General features: G+C 43.1%; 17 protein-coding genes. 13 read left to right on the plus strand and 4 right to left on the minus strand.

Going from position 1 to position 19,467, the window contains the following annotated elements; genetic code table 11:
• Positions 1 to 28: 28 nt before the first annotated feature.
• The 12 genes from pcnB (at position 29) to mnmA (ending at position 12,861) form a co-directional block, all read left to right on the plus strand.
• Positions 29 to 1,324 (plus strand): polynucleotide adenylyltransferase PcnB, encoded by a 1,296-nt coding sequence (gene pcnB, locus WC222_01120; GenBank protein MFA6914972.1) that lies wholly within the window; start codon positions 29 to 31, stop codon positions 1,322 to 1,324.
• Complete coding sequence (locus WC222_01125; GenBank protein MFA6914973.1) at positions 1,308 to 2,057, plus strand: hypothetical protein; 750 nt, start codon at positions 1,308 to 1,310, stop codon at positions 2,055 to 2,057. Before pcnB ends, WC222_01125 begins: the two co-directional genes overlap by 17 nt.
• A gap of 18 nt (positions 2,058 to 2,075) precedes the next feature.
• On the plus strand, positions 2,076 to 2,795 hold the full coding sequence (locus WC222_01130) for a glycosyltransferase family 2 protein (protein MFA6914974.1): 720 nt from the start codon (positions 2,076 to 2,078) through the stop codon (positions 2,793 to 2,795).
• Positions 2,792 to 3,439 (plus strand): lipid-A-disaccharide synthase N-terminal domain-containing protein, encoded by a 648-nt coding sequence (locus WC222_01135; GenBank protein MFA6914975.1) that lies wholly within the window; start codon positions 2,792 to 2,794, stop codon positions 3,437 to 3,439. Before WC222_01130 ends, WC222_01135 begins: the two co-directional genes overlap by 4 nt.
• Positions 3,440 to 3,442: 3 nt before the next feature.
• Positions 3,443 to 4,588 carry a lipid-A-disaccharide synthase gene (gene lpxB, locus WC222_01140; GenBank protein ID MFA6914976.1) on the plus strand — a complete coding sequence of 382 codons (1,146 nt, stop codon included), beginning with the start codon at positions 3,443 to 3,445 and terminating at the stop codon, positions 4,586 to 4,588.
• Positions 4,585 to 5,226: a DUF374 domain-containing protein gene (locus tag WC222_01145; GenBank protein MFA6914977.1), complete on the plus strand. Its 642-nt coding sequence runs from the start codon at positions 4,585 to 4,587 to the stop codon at positions 5,224 to 5,226. The genes lpxB and WC222_01145 overlap by 4 nt, the downstream gene beginning before the upstream one ends.
• Before the next feature lie 24 nt (positions 5,227 to 5,250).
• On the plus strand, positions 5,251 to 6,621 hold the full coding sequence (locus tag WC222_01150) for a M48 family metallopeptidase (protein MFA6914978.1): 1,371 nt from the start codon (positions 5,251 to 5,253) through the stop codon (positions 6,619 to 6,621).
• 85 nt (positions 6,622 to 6,706) lie between these two features.
• On the plus strand, positions 6,707 to 8,095 hold the full coding sequence (locus WC222_01155) for a dipeptidase (GenBank protein MFA6914979.1): 1,389 nt from the start codon (positions 6,707 to 6,709) through the stop codon (positions 8,093 to 8,095).
• A 25-nt stretch (positions 8,096 to 8,120) separates the two neighbouring features.
• On the plus strand, positions 8,121 to 9,545 hold the full coding sequence (locus WC222_01160) for a Do family serine endopeptidase (GenBank protein ID MFA6914980.1): 1,425 nt from the start codon (positions 8,121 to 8,123) through the stop codon (positions 9,543 to 9,545).
• A 20-nt stretch (positions 9,546 to 9,565) separates the two neighbouring features.
• Positions 9,566 to 10,513 (plus strand): membrane dipeptidase, encoded by a 948-nt coding sequence (locus WC222_01165; GenBank protein ID MFA6914981.1) that lies wholly within the window; start codon positions 9,566 to 9,568, stop codon positions 10,511 to 10,513.
• A gap of 31 nt (positions 10,514 to 10,544) precedes the next feature.
• A complete protein-coding gene (locus WC222_01170) occupies positions 10,545 to 11,801 on the plus strand; it encodes a dicarboxylate/amino acid:cation symporter (GenBank protein MFA6914982.1) in 1,257 nt (418 codons plus the stop codon).
• Positions 11,794 to 12,861: a tRNA 2-thiouridine(34) synthase MnmA gene (gene mnmA / locus WC222_01175; protein ID MFA6914983.1), complete on the plus strand. Its 1,068-nt coding sequence runs from the start codon at positions 11,794 to 11,796 to the stop codon at positions 12,859 to 12,861. The genes WC222_01170 and mnmA overlap by 8 nt, the downstream gene beginning before the upstream one ends.
• Before the next feature lie 268 nt (positions 12,862 to 13,129).
• Here the strand turns inward: mnmA and WC222_01180 are convergent, their stop codons facing one another.
• From WC222_01180 to WC222_01195, 4 genes are all read right to left on the minus strand, one after another.
• Positions 13,130 to 14,236, minus strand: coding sequence for a hypothetical protein (locus WC222_01180; GenBank protein MFA6914984.1), 1,107 nt, complete (start codon positions 14,234 to 14,236; stop codon positions 13,130 to 13,132).
• A gap of 120 nt (positions 14,237 to 14,356) precedes the next feature.
• Positions 14,357 to 16,462 carry an ankyrin repeat domain-containing protein gene (locus WC222_01185; GenBank protein MFA6914985.1) on the minus strand — a complete coding sequence of 702 codons (2,106 nt, stop codon included), beginning with the start codon at positions 16,460 to 16,462 and terminating at the stop codon, positions 14,357 to 14,359.
• 92 nt (positions 16,463 to 16,554) lie between these two features.
• The gene (locus WC222_01190) at positions 16,555 to 17,262 is read right to left on the minus strand and encodes a hypothetical protein (protein ID MFA6914986.1); all 708 of its coding nucleotides are present in this window, start codon (positions 17,260 to 17,262) and stop codon (positions 16,555 to 16,557) included.
• Between the two features lie 3 nt (positions 17,263 to 17,265).
• Positions 17,266 to 18,165 carry a DUF2608 domain-containing protein gene (locus WC222_01195; GenBank protein MFA6914987.1) on the minus strand — a complete coding sequence of 300 codons (900 nt, stop codon included), beginning with the start codon at positions 18,163 to 18,165 and terminating at the stop codon, positions 17,266 to 17,268.
• Between the two features lie 186 nt (positions 18,166 to 18,351).
• Between WC222_01195 and ald the strand changes: the two genes are divergently transcribed.
• Positions 18,352 to 19,467: an alanine dehydrogenase gene (gene ald, locus WC222_01200; protein ID MFA6914988.1), complete on the plus strand. Its 1,116-nt coding sequence runs from the start codon at positions 18,352 to 18,354 to the stop codon at positions 19,465 to 19,467.

Consider the following 19,467-nt stretch of genomic DNA (forward strand, 5'->3'; position numbering starts at 1 on the left):
TTCTGTATATTTTTAGTTTCAACTCGACATGCAATCATCCCAAGCCTCTAAAAAACCTCGCATCTACGATTTTGCTAAGCATCAAATCGACCAAGGACTTATTGATCCTGATGCCTTATTCGTCGTTAAACGCCTGCGTGAAACTGGGTATTCAGCATACCTAGTCGGTGGCAGCGTCCGCGACCTGCTTTTAAAGAAAACCCCCAAAGATTACGACATTTCTACTTCAGCACGACCTGAAGAGGTAAAAAAAGTTTTCGGTAGATCCTGCCTGCTGATAGGGAAGAGATTCCGGCTAGCGCATGTCCGTTTTGGACATAAAATTATGGAAGTTTCGACATTCCGTTCAGGCGAAAATGAAAATGACCTTATCGTCCATGATAACAAATGGGGGACAGAGGAAGAAGACGTTATCCGCCGCGACTTCACTATCAATGGTCTATTTCTTGACCCGCATTCAATGGAAGTTATCGACTATGTGGGAGGGTGGGAAGACCTTCAGGAACATACTTTACGGACAATCGGCGATCCGATGATACGTTTTAAGCAAGATCCGGTCAGAATGATACGACTCTTAAAGTTCCAAGCAAGATTTGGATTTAAAGCGAACGATAATTGCATTAAAGCGCTCAGGAAATGTTCTCATGACATTACAAAAAGTGCTCCTGCGCGTGTATTGGAAGAGTTTTTCCGTATGCTGGAATCGGGAGCGTCTGCACCATTCTTCAAATTAATGGCCGATACAGGCCTCTTAGAACTCATCTTTCCTGGCCTGAACCACTTTTTGCAGGGACCTTATGGCGTCGAAGTCTTAGAGTTTCTAGAGAAGGCGGATGAATATAATAAGAAAGACCTAAAGCGTCCTCTAGATCGTGGTGTTTTGACTGCCTGCCTGATCTATCCGATCCTTGAAAGGGAAATTGAAACACAATTTTTAGACCGTGACCATTTGCCGCATATTGGCGAGATACTTCACCTGACCGATGCGATGGTGGATGGTGTCGTTATATCCTCTTTTTCACATTTTCCAAAGCGGATCAGCTCGATTGCTTCATTCGTTGTGTCTTCTCAATATCGTATGACACCGTTATCCGGAAAGAAACATCACCGTTCCAAATTAATGCAGAACAAGGAATTTCTTCTTGCGCTGCAATTTTTAAAAATAAGGTCTCAGGTGAACCAGGAGCTAGAAGAAGACTACCGCTCTTGGCGTAATGCACACCATTTATTAGAGCATCCAGGATCAGAACACCGGCATCAAACTCCGCATTCTCCTCGGCAACGTAACCACGGGCAGAGGCAAGCCGATGTCAAACCACAATGACACGCCGCTAGAGTTATTTCATCGAGGACTTCCTTTTGATCATGGGGCTTGCCCTACCCTGCTTTATTTTGCTGCAGGGGGAAAAGAAAGTTTAAATGAGGAGCCTTTCTGCCAACCCGTTGATCTATTCCTAGACGGAAAAACTCGCATACTTACAGTAGACCTTCCCTTTCATGGCGAAGGATACGATAAAATGAAAGCAATGGGGCTTTGGGCTCTTTCACTTGTTGCAGAGGATGATTTTATAGGAAGATTCATCACGCAGGTCGGACAGCTATTGGACAAATTGAAATCTGAAGGATTGATTAATCCTTCAAAATTTGCTGTAGCAGGCCTTTCCCGAGGGGGATTTCTCGCAACACTTGCCGCTGCCGAAATTCCATGGTTGAACAATGTCTTAGCGTTTGCCCCAGTCACAGTTTTGCCTAAATTAGAAGGCTTTGAAAAGCTATCGGACAATAAGATTGTACAAAAGTGGTCCCTGTCACATAAAGCAGAGCTTCTAGCACAAAAGAAGATACGCTACTATATTGGAAATTACGATACGCGCGTAGATACGGACTCCTGCTATTCTCTTGTAAGAAATATTGTGCGTAAAGGCAAAGCGGCCAGTTTGAGAACAGTCGATACAGAACTCGTTATTTATCCTTCAGTTGGGCAGAAAGGACATGGGACACCTCCGCATATTTTTGAGGCAGGGATCACTTGGCTGAAAGGATTTCTTGAATATTAGAAAAATTAGGTGAGGGATATGCAGCAAGTTAAATATAGCGTTGTCATTCCGATGAAGAACGAAGAAAATAATGTCGGCGAGCTTATAAAAGAGCTTGAGCCTATAATGGAAAGCTTGAAACAGCCTTGGGAACTCATCTGCATTAATGACGGTTCCACAGATAGTACTCTGGCAGTCCTGAAAAAGCTTATGCAAGAAAAACCTTACTTGCGCATCCTCAATTTTGACAGAAACTATGGACAATCCAGCGCTTTTGATGCGGGCTTCCGCGCTTCAAGAGGGGAGTTCACCATTACAATGGACGGTGACCTGCAAAATGATCCGGCTGATATTCCTAAACTATTGCATATTGCTGAGAATGCTGATTTAGTCTGCGGTCAGCGGGTAAAACGCAAGGATTCTGTTAATAAAAAAGTCATCTCTTGGCTTGGTAATGTTGTCAGAAGCCGCTTCTGCCAAGATGGAGTTAAAGATACCGGATGTTCATTGAAAGTCTTCCGTACGTTATGCCTAAATAAAATAAAAATGTATCAAGGGATGCACCGCTTTCTCCCGGCTCTATTTAAGATTGAAGGCCTGCGCATCACCGAAGTTCCGGTCAACCATCGCCACCGCAAGCATGGAAAAACCAAATACAACCTCTTCAACCGTTCTTTCAATACTATTGCAGATATGCTCGCTGTCCGTTGGATGCGTAATAGGCATTTGAAATACAAAATCGAGAAAGAAGTCGTATGAGCGAGGAGCTCCGTACTTTGCTATATCCCCTTGGGGTTCTTCCACTGTTCTTTTTTTCAGGAAGATTCCTCGTACAGTGGCTGATGAGCGAGTGGGAGCACCGTTGTGTCGTTCCTAAACTTTTCTGGATACTTTCTTTTGCGGGCCATTTTCTGATGATGTTCCATTCAGGTATTCAGCTGCAATATCATGTGGGCGTTACACAAGCTTGCAGTGGTGTTATTGCCTGGCGGAACTTGAATCTCATGGGGCCGGATGAAAAGAAACTCAAGACATCTTCTACAATGCTAATTTTCGCTAGCATTGTCTTTTTAGTCACACTCTATTTTTGGATGGAAGGGGTCTGGTTCCGCTCACCACAACTACCTGGAGGCTTTGTTACAGCTGAGCTGACTTGGGGATGGCATCTTTTCGGTACATTAGGCTTACTGCTTTTTAGCGCACGTTTTGTTGTCCAATGGATACAGGCAGAATTTCTGCAGAAAAGCGTGCTTTCTTCCACTTTTTGGTGGATCAGTATTGTGGGTAATTCGATGACCTTAGTCTATTTCTTCTTTCTCAAAGATCCGATCAATTTTATAGGTCCGCTTTTTGCAATGGTTCCTTATATACGCAATCTTGTCCTTATAAAGAGGAGTACTTGATTGATGTCTAAGCTGTTTATTGTCACAGGGGAACAGAGCGGAGATGCTCATGCAGCGGATCTTGTCAAAGCGTTAAAAGATAAGTGCGGCCCCCTAGATTGTTATGGCGTAGTCGGTTCTGCACTGCGTGCACAAGGTGTAAAAGAGATTGCAAGGGCTGAGGATCTCTCTGTCATGGGATTTACTGATGTTATAAAAGTGTTTCCCCGCTTGGTACGTATTTACAAAACGGTTCGAGATTCCATTTTAACACTCAATCCTGACGTCGTATTGATGGTGGATGCAACAAGCTTTAATCTTCGTTTAGCTAAATCCCTCCGTAAAAACGGATTTAAAGGGAAGCTTGTCCAGTACGTCAGTCCGTCGGTTTGGGCTTGGGGGAGTCATCGCATACAGCTTATGGCGGATACACTCGATCTCCTGCTGACTATTTATCCCTTTGAAAAAAAATGTTTTGCTGAGACAGGCCTTAAGGTCGAATATGTAGGCAATCCTGTTCTAGTCAAAGCCAATAAGCACTCTTACGATACTGAGTGGAGAGAGAAAGCGGGCATCCCTAAACATGAGGACCTGATCGCGCTTTTCCCGGGAAGTCGCCAAGGGGAGATTCTACGGAATTTACCCGTCATGATAAAAGCGATCGAACAGCTGCCTCAAAATACGTATTCTATCGCTGTGTCCTCTGCAAATGCTATTTGCGGGCCTTTAATTAAACAATGCTTGGAAAAGTCAGCCCTTAAAAGCTATATAGTACCTAATGCCGTTGCCCATCAAGAACTCATGGCAGAAAGTGCTGCTGCGATTGCAAAATCCGGTACTGTCACCTTAGAGCTGGCTTTGCAGCAATGTCCTACGATCGTAGCCTATCAATTGACAACACTAAATCGTCTTGTTGCTAAATATGTTTTGAAGGTCAATCTGCCTTATTATTGTATTGTGAATATCTTATCAGACGAGCAGGTCTTTCCTGAGTATATTGTAAATAAACCCACACCAGAAAATTTAAGCCATAGCTTGTGGCAGCTTATTAATGATAGTAGTGAAAGGAAAAAATGCCTTGAAGGATGCCTTAAAGTCCGTCAACTTTTGTCCACTGATGAACTAATGAATGAAAAGTGTGCAAAGCTTTTAGCGGAGGAGTTTAAATGAAGCAATTGTTATCAAAAATCGGCCATTTCTCTCCTTGGTTTATCGTAAAGCTATATAAAATAGTCGCTTTAGCTTTGTTATCCACTTGTAAAATTGAAGTAGAGGGTGTAGACCATTTTAAGAATGCAGCGTCAAAAGGAAGCTGTTCTCTCGTTTTATGGCACGACCGACTGGGCATTCTTGCTAAAATTTTGTATAAATTCGCCCCTGAGTTTGATTATTTAGCTGTATTAAGCAATAGCAGGGATGGACGCATCTTAGGGCGATTAGCCACTTCATATAAACAATGCGGAACACTCTTTGTTCCTCATGATGCCCGGGAAGTAGCTCTAAGGAAAATGGTAGGAATCCTTAAAAATGAGAATAAGGTTCTCATCGTCACACCCGATGGGCCGCGTGGTCCGCGGCATAAAGTGAAACCGGGGGTAGTATTGGCTTCTATTCATGCAGAGTCTTCGATTATTCCGTTAACTTGGGATTGCGATACTTGCTGGGTATTGAATAGCTGGGATAGAATGGCCTTTCCTAAACCCTTTTCCAAAATCAAAGTGAATTTTGGCGAGGCTATGGCGTTTTCCACTAGGGAAAACTTAGACGGAGCCATGGCTAAGGTAGAAGGGGCAATGCAGCGTCTATAAGCCTTGATGGTTAGGAGATGTCTAATGTTCACACAGCTTATCTTTATCATCATCCTGCTCTTGCTCACCTCATTCACAAGAACTAACGACGACTATTTGCAATGGGCAGCAGGATTAGGGGCTTATGTATTGCTTTTAGGGCTGATTGCATATCAAAACTATGCTTATAAAAAATCTTCCTCACATAGAAAAGAAGCTCTTAATTTCCTGACTAGCGTAGAACTGACGGCATTTATCGCCCTTAGCTGCATTTTCATTGGAGTTCCCAAAACTTTCTATTTTCCTTCCAGCTCGCTTGTGGTTTATAATTTCTTCCTCTATTTTTTCGGACTCTTCTTTTTCCACTATACTTATCCAAAAAAGTTTCCCGCAGCCTCCAGTGCAGCCAATCAAATTATTATCCTTGTTCCTTTTATTCTTCCTCTCCTTGTCTATACGTTCATAAATGACTTACTTCTACTGGCAGGATATAACTTGGAAGCCCAGTCCTTCGTTGTCATAGCCCTCTTTGGCTTCACTTTTGCCCTTGTACTGCTGATGTTGATGCCGCCGGTTTTGCTGTTATTTTGGCGTTGTAAGCCTCTCAACGACATTGCATTCGTTCAGCCCTTTCAAAGTGTTTGCGCTAAGGCGAATTTCAGGCACGGAGGTTTTAAAGTTTGGACTGTTTTAAACCATATTCCCACTGCTGCTATCATAGGATTGATCTCTAAATTCCGCTATGTGATGTTCACACGCACTTTACTGAATCGCCTCTCTATTGAACCCCTAAAGGCTGTTCTAGCGCATGAAATTGGACACAGCAAGAGGAGGCATTTGTTCAAGCTCCCCTTTGTCCTTTTGGGAATGGGCGTGACAGCAACACTTATCCTCTCTTTTTTTGAAGAAGGAACGGTTGTTTTTTTTAATCATTTAGCAAAAGTATTCCCTTTTCACTATTGGCGAGAAATGGAAATTGTTTTTCTTTTTGTCCTAACTGCCATAACTGCAGCTTTATATATCCGCTATGTTTTTGGGTATTTTTCCCGCCTTTTTGAAAAAGAGGCCGATCTCTACGGAATAGAGATCGGTTTGCCTGCATCAAGCATGATTGACGCATTAGAAGGAATAGCAGTAGCTACGGGGAATTCCCATGAAACCCCCAGCTGGCATCATGATAGCATTGCGAATAGGATAAGGTTTATTCAGAAGGCAGAGGCCAACCCATTGCTTATTGGAGAGCATAAACGCCGTGCTAGACGATCGCTTATCATTTACGGAGTATGCCTTCTGAGTGGCATTCTGTTTTTAACAGCTCCGTACTATCCTGAAATTCAGCTTTTTAAAACTTTGAATGCTCTTGGTTTGTCTATAGAAAAAGGGTTAACTTCAATGATCTCTTCACTATTCCCATAGTCAAATAAAGCTTGCTTAATGCCTGATTGCGAAATTTTCCTCGCTAAAGGTATAGTGAATTCCTTACCTATCTGCAGGAGAACTTATGCAAACGACTTTAACACCCCTTGCTAAGTATAAAGAATTCTTCGAAAACAATAGGCGTCAGCTTATCGATGAATATTTTGACTTTCTAAAAATCCCTTCCATTAGTTCTGAAGCTGCTTACACTGAAAATGTTAAGCAAGGCGCCGACTGGGTTGCCCATTACTTGCGATCCATAGGCTTTGATGTTGATGTCTGGAAGACAACGGGACATCCCACCGTATTTGCACAAAACCTGGAGGCAGGAACAGATAAACCTACTCTCCTCATCTATAATCATTACGATGTGCAGCCCGTAGACCCGCTCGATCTGTGGAAGTCATCTCCATTTGAGCCGGCTCTACGCGGTAATGAAGTCTATGCTAGGGGTGCCCAGGATAATAAAGGGCAATGTTTTTATACGATGGCGGCTTTAAAAGCTCTCCGCATGATTCATGGTAAATTTCCGATCAATATCAAATTAGTGGTGGAAGGGGAAGAAGAATGCGGAAGCCAGGGTCTTACCGGTATTCTTTCTGAAAAGAAAAAGGAATTAGTTGCAGAGTACCTGGCCGTTGTAGATATGGGCCTTCCTGCAAAAGATATTCCGGCAGTTACACTAGGTATTAGGGGAATTATGACAATGGATGTCACTGTGACGGGGTCTTCGACAGATCTCCATTCCGGATCGCATGGCGGCATTGTGTACAATCCTAACAGAGCGTTAGCAGAGATTCTAGCTAGCCTCTATAACGATGACGGTAGTGTTGCTGTCCCCGGTTATTATGACTCGGTACGGGAACTAAAAAAGGATACTTTAGATAATCTCTATATGGATTTTGATGAGAAGCACTATCTAGAAGCCTTTGGTGCTTTGCCCACAGGCGGGGAAAAGAAATTTCTTCCTGTCCATAGGGCCTGTCTTCGTCCCACAGTGGAGATCAACGGCATGTGGGGGGGATACACCGGAGATGGCTTTAAAACCGTTATTCCCGCCAAAGCCCACGCTAAGATTTCCTGCCGCCTAGTTGCTGATATGGATCCACAGAATTCTGCCAAAAGCGTTGCAGACTACTTAATTTCCAAAGCTCCTCCTGGCATTAAAGTGGAAGTCCATATTCATCAAGGCGGCGGTAAAGCTGTTCAGGCAAATCCAAATTCGCCTGTAGTTAAAGCATTCAGCGATGCCTACACGGAGATATTTGAGAAGAAATGCAGCTATGTTTTTGAAGGCGGCTCCATACCCGTTATCACAGCATTGGCAGAAGCCAGCAAAAGCGCTGTCGTCCTCTTAGGGATGGGTCTGGCAGATGATGGGATTCATGCCCCCAATGAACATTTTGGACTGGATCGCTTAGAAAAAGGATTTTTAATTATTGCACGCTCGATAGAGCTGCTTGGACAAAGATAATTCTAATTTTTTAAGGAGAATAATCATGCGTAAAAGCCTAAATACTTTTGTAGCATTGACAACTTTATTCGCTTGCGCCTGCATATGCGAAGACAGTTGCCTCATAGCATCGACAGCGACTAAAAACGTAGTCCTTGATTTCACGGTCGCTGCAAAAAAAGCCATCCCTGCTGTCGTTTCCATCAAAATCAAAGGTGCTCAAGCTAAAGAAAGTGATCAGGATGACGCTTTCAATAGAATGAACGACTCTTTCTTCCAAAAGTTTTTTGGCATTAATCCTCGCAGCCGTGCATTAGAGACACCTCAAGTCCGTAGTCAAGGTTCCGGTTTCATTATCTCCGAAGACGGACATATCCTTACTAATCAGCATGTTGTGAAGGATGCAGGAGAAATTACTGTCATCTTAGAAGACGGCAGGGAATTCATAGCGAAAGTGATCGGCCAGGATCCGAATACGGATGTTGCCCTCATCAAAATTGATGCCAACAATCTACCTAAGCTTAGTTTAGTCAATTCTGATGAGTTGGAGGTAGGACAATGGGTTGCAGCAGTGGGCAACCCTTTAGGATTGCAAGCGACTGTTACAGCCGGTATCGTCAGCGCAAAAGGGCGTAATAACCTGGATATTGAGAATATTGAAGACTTCATCCAGACAGATGCTCCCGTCAATTTAGGTAATTCAGGCGGCCCTTTGTTGGACCTGGATGGCAATGTCATCGGAATGACTACTGCGATAGCTACTCAAGCAGGCTCTACCAGTTATATGGGAATCAGCTTTGCGATTCCTAGCAATCTAGTTAAGCATGTCATGGACGAAATCTTAACAAAAGGAACAGTCTCCCGCGGCTACTTAGGGTTTACTATGCAAGCAGTGGATAAAGATATTGCACAAGCCTTTGGTGTTAATAAAACCGACGGCGCCCTGATCGTAGAAATTGTCCCCGGAAGCCCCGCAAACAAAATCGGTCTAAAGCAAGGCGATATTATCTTAAGGATCAATGAAAAACCTGTTAAGAATATTGCAGGGCTAAGGAATACGATTGCATTGATCTCTCCGGGCACAACGATCAGTGTGGATGTTCTCCGCGATGGCAGCCCGCAAAAATTTTCACCTGTCGTAGAGGATTTTCCGACCAAAGTGGAAAAGGCGGAACTGACCCAAATTGCAGGCAAGTATGGTTTCTCTGTGGAAACCTTAACTTCTGAGATTGCCAAGAAGTATAATATCACTGAAGAGAAGGGTGTTGTAATCTCCAAGGTGAATTCGGGCAGCCCAGCATCCTGGGCAGGATTGCGCGCCGGTGCAATCATCCTATCTGTGAATAGAGAGGATGTCCAAACTGTGGATGATTATAACCGTATATTAAACGAAGCGGAGAAAAATGCCCCGGTGTTATTCCTCATTAAACAAGGCAGTGTAAAACGCTTCTTATCACTTAGAATAGAATAACTCAAATTATGGAGTCCGGTATGAAGTATCCTATCATCGATCTTCACTGCGATCTACTGCTCTATCTTGCTGCAGATCGCAGGCGGACTCCTATTGATCCCGCCTCCCGCTGTTCTGTACCTCAACTGCAGGAGGGGGGGGTCTCCTCTCAAGTGTTTGCTATCTATACAGATACAAAAAAAGGCAGTACCACTGTTGGTGAAAGGCAATTCCAGCTTCTAAGCGCAATTAAAGGTGTCAATGTCCTGGCCTCTATCGAAAATGGATCTGTTATTGCAGAAGAGGATGAGCCTTTAGAAGCTGGCCTTAAAAGGCTCGGCTCTTTTATCCAACGTAAGGGTAAATTCGCTTATCTTTCTCTCACCTGGAATGATGAGAACCGTTTTGGAGGGGGAAATAACTCCAACAATGTGGGCTTGAAAGCGGATGGAAAAATCCTTCTGGAGAAACTTGCAGAATTAAATATTCCCGTAGATTTAAGCCATACTTCCGATAAATTAGCCGAAGGTATCCTAAACTATATCGACGCAGCAAAACTCAACCTACCCGTTTTAGCGAGCCATTCTAATAGCCGCTCTGTCTGCAATCATTTGCGCAATCTACCGGATGAAATAGCGCAAGAGATCTTTAAGCGCGGCGGTGTCATCGGGCTTAATTTTGTGATGCATATTGTGGGTGGAAATACTTTTGAAGACATATACCGCCATTATGCCCATTTTAAAAAATGGGGAGGCGAGGACAAGGTGTGTTTTGGAGCCGATTTCTTTAGTTCCGACGACTTGCCTGAAAGCCTGAAAAAACTGCATACCGAGTGGTTTCCTGCTGCCTGGCCCAATTCAAGCTGCTATCCGCATCTTCTAAAAGATTGGATAAATAAGGAGTATATCTCAAAAGAAACTGCACAAAAGCTGGCAAATGAAAACGCGCGACGTTTTTTTCTTGAAAAAACTCAAATAACTGATATATAGTAGTTTGTAAAAAATATTCCCTAAAGTCAAAATGCAACATTCATTTCTAATCAAAGTCATCATCGCAGCTATCCTGGGTATAGCAGCCGGTCTTTTCCTACCGCTAACTGAAACATCGCTTGGTATCTATACCATCCTTGGACAACTTTTCCTCCGCGCATTGACCCTGATGGTCGTCCCCCTTGTGGTCGCATCCATTATTACGGGTACAATGCGTCTAGGGGAAGATGGTTCACTTGGAAAGCTTGGTGCTAAAATCTTGATTACTTTCGGCTGCACAATGGCTGCAGCGGTTGCCATCGGGATGATTTGGGTCCTTCTGCTTGATCCAGGCACGACTCCTCCCACCGATGTTGTACAAACAGAATTATCTAAAATTCTCACCAAAGCACCGGTAGAGACGTCCACTTGGTCCAAAATCGAACATATCGTTTTCCGCATGGTACCGACCAATGTTCTAGCTGCAGCATCCCAAGGAGAAATCCTGGGAGTGATCCTTTTCTGTTCTCTTTTTGGCATTATCTCTGCCGAGATCGGGGGCGCAGTTACCACTACCCTTAAGGCTTTTTGGGAGGCTACTTTTAAAGTCATGATCCGCATGACACAATATATCATGTACCTGCTGCCTATCGGCGTTTTTGGTCTGCTCGCTAAAGCCGTTGCCACTACCGGAGCGGAAGCATTTTTAAAACTAGGATCTTTTACACTGACAGCCGCATTGGCATTACTTACCTACGCTTTAGTCTTCTGGCCTTTAGTCCTTCTTTTTATAGCCCGCGTTAATCCGTGGAGGCATCTTCGTGAAATGGCTCCGGCTCTTCTTACGGGTTTTACCACTAGCTCAAGCGCAGCTACTTTACCTGTAGCTTTGGAATGTGTCGAGAAAGGATCCGGAGTATCCAACCGTGTCAGCAGTCTTGTCCTATCACTCGGTGTTGCTGTCAACCTTTCCGCTTCAGCTTTATACGCTGCTGCAGTAGTCACTTTTATTGCGCAGCTCACAGCGACCCCACTAGACGCTGCCTCCATTGCATTCATGTACTTTGTAACTCTATTCACTTCATTCGGTATGGCTGGAATACCCTCTGCAAGCCTGATTGTTATTGTATTGGTTTTGCAGACACTGAACATCCCTGCTGACCATCTCGCATTGATTATGGCAGTAGAAAGATTCGTAGATATGTTCCGTACTGCCATTAATGTCTTTGCAAACTCTTGCTGCGCTGTTTTGGTAGCTCGTCTAGAAGGCGAGCAGACTGCAATCGCACTGGGAGGACAGAGTGCCTAAAACTGTCGCTATAGGAATGTCCGGCGGCGTTGACTCTTCCGTCAGTGCAGTACTGCTTAAACGCCAAGGCTATAATGTAGTTGGAATTTTCATGAAGAATTGGGAAGAATCTGATTCGGAGGGGAATTGCACAGCCATGCAGGATTATGAAGACGCCCTCGCTGTTTGTACGCATATAGGCATCCCCTGTTATTCGGTCAACTTTAGCGCTAAATACTGGGATAATGTTTTTGAAAACTTTCTGAGCGAGCTTAAAGCAGGTAGAACACCTAATCCTGATATCCTTTGCAACCGTGAGATCAAATTTAAGGCATTGCTTGATAAAGCGCTGGAGTTAGGAGCAGATTACCTTGCTACAGGCCACTATTGCCGTACACAAGAGATTGAGGGTGAAGTTGCCCTATTGAAAGGCCTTGATCCGCTAAAGGATCAATCCTATTTCCTTTATACATTGACTTCCTCTGTTTTGAAGAAAGTGATGTTCCCGATAGGCAACCTTCCTAAAAGTGAAGTGCGCCGTATAGCGATTGAAGAAGGACTTGTGAATGCCCGGAAGAAAGATAGCACAGGTATTTGCTTCATCGGTAAACGCGATTTCAAAAGCTTTGTGAGCCAATATATAGCCTATCATCCAGGGGATGTGCTGACGACAGAAGGTAAAGTTATCGCCAAACATGATGGCTCTGCCTACTATACGATAGGCCAACGACATGGACTAGGGATTGGTGGACCCGGAGATGCCTGGTTTGTTGTCGATAAAGATGTTGTAACCAATACGATTGTTGTAGCCCAAGGAAGTGAACATCCCGCCCTATTCAGTACCGGCCTTAGCGCTATTCAGCTAAGCTGGGTTTCCAGCAAAGGAATAAATCCTCCCTATTCATGCTCAGCCAAAGTGCGCTACCGTCAAGCAGACCAATTATGCACAATTGAAAGCGGAACGGAAACCCTACAAGTTACATTTCAAGAACCCCAGCGCGCCGTCACCCCTGGACAGTCCATCGTCTTCTATGCCGGTGAAGTGTGTTTAGGCGGCGGGATTATTTCAAATAAAAGTTAAATAAAGTCATTAGCATGAGAATTATTAGTTTAGATCAAGCTCCGCAGGAACTGCAAAAGATTGCAGTTAACATGAGCTTAATTTCACATTTAGCTGTGGACCTGCAAAAGGAAGTTATAAAAAAATATTTTAGATGATGTGTTAGTAAAGGATAAAAAAACTCATCAAACCTATAGTCTTCGAAAATGGATAGAGATGTACTCACCCGGGCACGTGGATCAAATGATGAGCAATCTTTTTGTACATAAACATAGCTAACATATATATGTTAGCTATGGATGCTGTAATGCTTCTTGAATTTTTCAAACGTATCCAATTTAGGATCTAATTTTAATAGTGCATTAAGCCCATTTGGATTCGAATAAAGATATTCTATTAGCTCAAGGAACTTTTCTTGCACTTTTTCAGAGAGGGTTCCTCTGCTAATCCTCTGACATATGTAATCAATGCAGGTAATTTGAGAAAGGCTTAAGGTTATGTCTGGAGTTGCTTCAAACCACTTATTTAAGCGCTCTGCAATGGGAATATGTAGATCGTAATCATTTTCCTCATCCAGTATTGTAAAAAAACTATTTACACATTGAAGGTTTTGATGATCCGCAAAAGGATACTCACGTGTAATCGGTAAAACCTTCACTACTGCAGTTCGAATATAAAGTTCTTCCTCTTCCTCTTCCAGAGAGTTTAGGAGGGTAGTGAGGCAGCATTCTTTAAAGAATGAGTTTATGTGTTCTAATTGAAGCATGCGTTCTAAGATAGGAATCCGATCGAGTGGTCTAACAATATTCTCATTTAAAAATATAAATATTTGTGCGTGGTTATCCCAAGGGAAGTCTTTGTGGTCTAAGCAGTGGACCATCGCCAAAAAGAGATTTTTCAAAGTTTCAAAAGAGATAATCGCTTCAGTTGTTTTGTCTTTAATGATGTGAGTTTGAATCTGGTGTTGTGCTATTAATAATGCTTCTTGGTGTAATTTTAGAGGCAGAATGTTGCATTGGCCATTTGTTTCAATACAGAAACGCGATGTATACATGAATGCACTGTAAAAATGGCAGAGTAAAGAGTTAAACGGACATTCGCGTTCAAAAGTAATTTGACACTGCACCCCTTGCATAACCAACCTATATAGATGAACAAGCAGGTCTTCTTCTAGTGCGTTTTGAGGATGAAGTTTCTTAACAACTTTAGACATGAAAGTGTTTAATAAGTCTAGTTCGATTTCTGAATTTACTTTCTGGTTTGCCAACAACTTGAGAATCGCTTTCTCTTCATTGGGAGTGTTCACAAATTCTAAAGAAATCAAGGAGGGAGTAGTCACCGGATAGATGTAGGATGAACTTGCAGAAGATCCACACATCGAGGCTGGAGTTGCCATTTTTTTGCTCTGGTTACGTTTTTTTGAATAACATAATGAACTACTACTCGAATTTTGTACAATAACGACCTGCAAGATGGATGGTTATGACATGCAAAGCTTGTCCTATACTAGGGAGCGTTATAGCCGGATTTTAATGTCCTGCTCTTTAGCGTAAAGCTTGATTTCTTCTAATAACTTCCTAACATCGCCCTTAAAATGGACTAAGAGGTGTACAAGAAAATCTGTCTGCTTTTGTAATACTAAATGCTGCCAGGGTTTTATTCCGTTAGCATCAGGCTCCTGAATATTCGCACCATTTTCCAAAAGCAAGATTGCATTGGCCCTGGCGTTAATTGAAAATTGCGCATTTGCTGCCATATATCCGTAAGGTGTTAAACCTTTTTCATCTTTAACATCCACATTATCCATTAGAGTTAAAAGCTTTTTGAATTCTACGGGGGGCAATACAGATATTGCGCTATGCAGAGGGGTTTGCCCAAAAGAGTTTTTATGGTTGGCAAATGTTATACCTTCAGGTCTGGTTAGAAGCCATCGAGCATTGGTGATATTTCCGTTTTCGATAGCTAAGTGGAGGGGAGTGTTTCCATAATAATCCACGACATTCAGGCCATGGCCTTTGGACATAAGATACTCCACAGTGCTAAACGAGCCATGCATCGCTGCCATTAGCAGGGGAGTCATGTTGTATGCATCTTGTTCATAGAGCAGGTATCCAAACCCGTTCTGTTCAAAATAGCGGACCATGCCAATACCGCCTACTGCTGCGAAATGCATGATATTCTGATGTAGTTGTGTTCTTCGGCTGAAATCAAGATTCCTTTGCACCAAATAGTCGATCATTTCATAGGAGTTACCGGAGGCAGTATTAAAAAGGCATTCATGAGTCAGGACCTCATGTTGTCTTACCTCGGAAAGGTGGCCGAGTAAAAATTCAAATAAAACAATGTCTCCATCACGTGCAGCCCACATAAAGGGATTACTGTGAGAATTGGCAGGGAAGGGATCAATGCCTGCATCTAGCAGAAACTTATAGCCCAGAAGGTCTTTACTATCGTATACAAGTTTCCAAGGATCACAAAACTTTGGGTCAGTAAGTGTGTCTTTATATTTAGGCAGCAGACTTTCAGCGATCGTCCATTGTTGCAGTTGGATGGCATGATGGAGCGGAGTCCAGGTATCTTTGGCTTCCAGAGCTGCGCACTCTCCCCGTGTATCCAGGAATTCTTGTGCATTATATCTGACGCAGGCGTGAAAGTCTCCGTAGATGAGTTGCAGCCGCACCTCCGAAAGGTCTCCATAATTATCTCTTAGCAGCTCCAACGTCGGAAATATATCTTTAGGAGAGGGTTTGTAATGTCCGCTTGAATTTGTGAGTAATTCAATTTTTCCTTCTGTGGCCACAATTTCACCTACACCAAGGATGTTTTCACCGCAAAATTCGCTGGAGTGATGTTGGCGGAACATGAGGTGATCATTGATGTAAAGTTTGCCATCATTGCCTAGTATGTACAAAAGAGGGATCTTTTCATTATTGGGAAGAGTTTTAGAATGTACGGGATTGCCTTGAAGGAGAATGGAATGATCCTGAAACTGGACTTCATGCAAAGCACGTTCTGCGGCTGTGTAATAAATAATGTAGTTTTTAAAAGGTGCGAAGCTTCTATTACGGCGATGATAATCGAGTGTTTCAAGAAAGATGAAAAAGTTAGGGACTGACGAGGCATTCCATTCTGCCAGATAGTGAAAGGATTCGTTCCCAAATCTGTGGAGGGGATCAAGTTTTTCAAACCAGAAGAAATTGCGCATGGGAATGGAGCGGCGGATACCGAAAAGTTCTTCTTTGACAGTATATTTCGTCAGGGGATCAGGTAATTTGGTTAGGTATTCTTTTTTAAGGATAGCCCGTTTTTTGAGCAGCTCTATATGTGGTTTGGCAGGTTCATTCTCCAAAACATCTAAAAGTTGGTTTAAAGCCCCGATCCTATTGTTGATATAGGCATGAGGGTCAATTTTAAACTCTTCCCAAGTTTGAGTGAAGGGTGTTGTTTGGTGGAAGGCTTTTAGGGCTGAGGTAATGGCATCAGATTCGTCAGGATACTCTTCCGACCAATCTTCCACTAAAGGCAACCGCATTTGAGAGACGGTATGGAGATTTTCGGAGTAAAGAAAGGTCGATGTAATACAGGTCAGAACAACGATGAAGGTTAGCAAAAATTTTGTCATGGATTTGACTTTTTGTGCGTTAGGCTTTTGCCATTATTATGTGGGAAGGAATTGCTTATTTATTCCCTCCCACAATAACAAAAAGTTATTTTTTAAAACCAGTAAGCAATACCGACTTTAGCTCCATATCCTCTAAGGCCATGTTTCTCTTTTGTCATGGAATTGTTGTATCCAGCGCCGATGTTTACAGAAAGATTTTCAGTAATATCCTTCTCTATTGTCAGTGCCGATACAAAACCTTGAGCCTCAGATTTTTCATTATGGGCGAAGTTCCCAACACTTGTTCTTGAGTTTGCCCAAGCGTACTGCAAGCTTCCACCAATGCGCCAGCCACCACCAAAGGAATAGACAGCATCCAAGCCTACATAAGGGCTATAAGTTCTGTAGGTTCTCTTTGTGAAAAAGCTACCGATGGGGAGGTGCAGGTCATAACGCGTGCTTAAGTAACTATAGGAAAGTCCGACCAAAGGCGTGATAACGATGCTTTCCGATAGGGGCAGTGTGTAACCGAAACCGGCGCCCACTGTATCAAAATGGCCTTTATCGCCTCTAGCAATCATAAACATGGGTTTGATTGTCCAGCCGCCGCAGAAAATGAAGCTGGAGTCTAACCGTGCTGCAGTCATATCTAAGCGGTGTACTGTATTTCCGTTTTCCAAGATGTCCATATGAACATAAGCCGGAGCTATATCTACTTTATTCCAACTGGGAACCTGGGGAATATCCCAGCCATTTAGCCCTGTTGTAACTAGGAGGGTAGAGAATAACCCAAAAAATACTTTTTTTATGATGTTTTTCATAGATTAGAAACTCCAAATCTCTTCGTTATCATCGCCATCGTCATCGTCGCCATCCTGAACCGGTTCATCGGGAACGCCGTCAGTGTCTAGGATATGGGCAGCTTCTTCGTCGTTTTTCCACTCGTTTTTCTCCACTAAATAGTAGTATTGAATGGCAGCGATATCTTCGTTATAGGTGTCGGAGAATAATGTACTTTCTTCGAAATGAATCCCTGTAAATGGGATGCCTCTTTTTGTAAGTTCTTTTTCCACACTACGTAAGTTATTTGTATGGTCGTCCACAAAAATGACTCTGTCAGGGGTAGATCCGTAATGGGAAATAAAAGCTCCTAAGGCCTCTCCTTTTGCGTAGTTTTCGCTAAAGAGCATACCGGAATAAAATACCGGATGCACATTAGGAATGTGGCCCAGTTCTTTTAATTCCGCGTCGGAGTAGTGGGAGGAAATAGGAGTGAAGTCGATGCCTAAGGCATTCAATACTTGTTTACGAGCTTCGGGGAAGTTCTCAAAGATCCCCATTTTCTTAGGGAAGGCTGCCGTGTGTGCCATTACATAAGGTGTGATTTTTTGAAGGTCTGCAATAATGGAAGGCCATGAAGCATCTACGAGTTCGGGCTGTGCAAATTTTTCCACAATACTGATCAGGTAAACAATGTGATCAAATTTTACTTTTTGGATCAGCTTGAAATAGCAACCCATATGGTAGTCTTTTGCCGCAGGACGTAAAACTTTGTCTGTTTTTGTGATTAAGGTGTCGTCAAGATCGAAGATGACAAGGGTGTTGGCTGTCGTTTGTTCAAAGTGGGGAAGCACTTCTTGAATAGTCTTACAGTGGTGAATTTCAGCGTTTATTCCGCTAAATATACAAATGAATGCGCTAAAAAAATATAGCAAAGAACGCATTTTACTTCCTCCAATGAGTTTAATAGGATGCTAATGTAACAAAAACGATAAAATATGTCGAAATAAAACCAATATAGTTAATTTAGTTGATTATCCTTTAGGAAGTTCCAACTTTACTTCTTGTAGATAACACAGTAAGAAAGTATGATGCCCTTTTTACTAAAAAGAGTTGTTTAAAGGAAAAAGATGTCACGTGTGATCGGCGTTCCCAAAGAAATAAAAAATCACGAATACCGCGTAGGTATGACACCTGCTGGAGTTAGACAAATTGTAGAAGCAGGGTTTGAAGTCCGGGTAGAGACCTTAGCCGGAACGCCTATCGGATTTACCGATGATATGTATAAAGACGCCGGTGCGAAGATTGTGGCAACACCGCAGGAAGTCTACGCTTCCGATATCGTGGTTAAAGTCAAGGAACCGCTCGAGGCAGAATTTCCTTTATTAAGGGAAGACCAGATACTCTTTTGCTATTTGCATTTAGCACCGGATCCCGAACAAGCTAAGGCCTTGATTGCTAGTAAAGTGACGGCGATAGCTTATGAAACCGTGACCGATAATAGAGGCAGGCTCCCCCTTTTAGAACCCATGAGCGAGATTGCCGGTAGGCTGTCTATTCAAGTGGGCGCTAACTATCTCCAATTAAATAAAGGGGGAAGAGGAATTTTATTGGGGGGCGTTCCCGGTGTAAGTCCTGGAAAAGTTGTCATTATTGGCGGCGGTGCCGCCGGTGCAGAAGCTGCACGTATGGCATTAGGACTGGGGGCGAATGTGACTATTATCGATATAGACCTTTCGCGATTGCGCCATTTAGATGCATTATTCGGTCCTGCTTTGCATACCCTTTACTCCACATCAACGACGATAGAAGATGCCGTTATCCATGCCGATTTAGTCGTAGGGTGTGTGCTTGTTCCCGGCAAAAAAGCGCCAAAACTGATTACCCGCAAAATGATTTCACGTATGCACCCCGGTTCTGTCATCGTAGACGTAGCCATAGATCAAGGTGGCTGCGCTGGGACGTCCCGTCCGACAACACATGATAATCCTACTTATCTCGTCGATGGTGTCATCCACTATTGTGTGACAAATATGCCGGGTAGCACAGCGCGTACCTCTACAATGGCTTTAACCAATGCAACTTTGCAGCCTGTGCTGGCACTAGCTAGACTGGGATTGGAAGCCCTCAGAAAAGACCCCCATTTACGAAATGGACTAAATGTCTATAAAGGCATGGTGACAAATGAAAGTGTTGCCATCGACTTGAACTATCCTTATGTTAATCCTCTTCAAGCCATAGAATAG

This window comes from Parachlamydiales bacterium, from assembly GCA_041671045.1.
GTDB lineage: Bacteria > Chlamydiota > Chlamydiia > Chlamydiales > JABDDJ01 > JABDDJ01.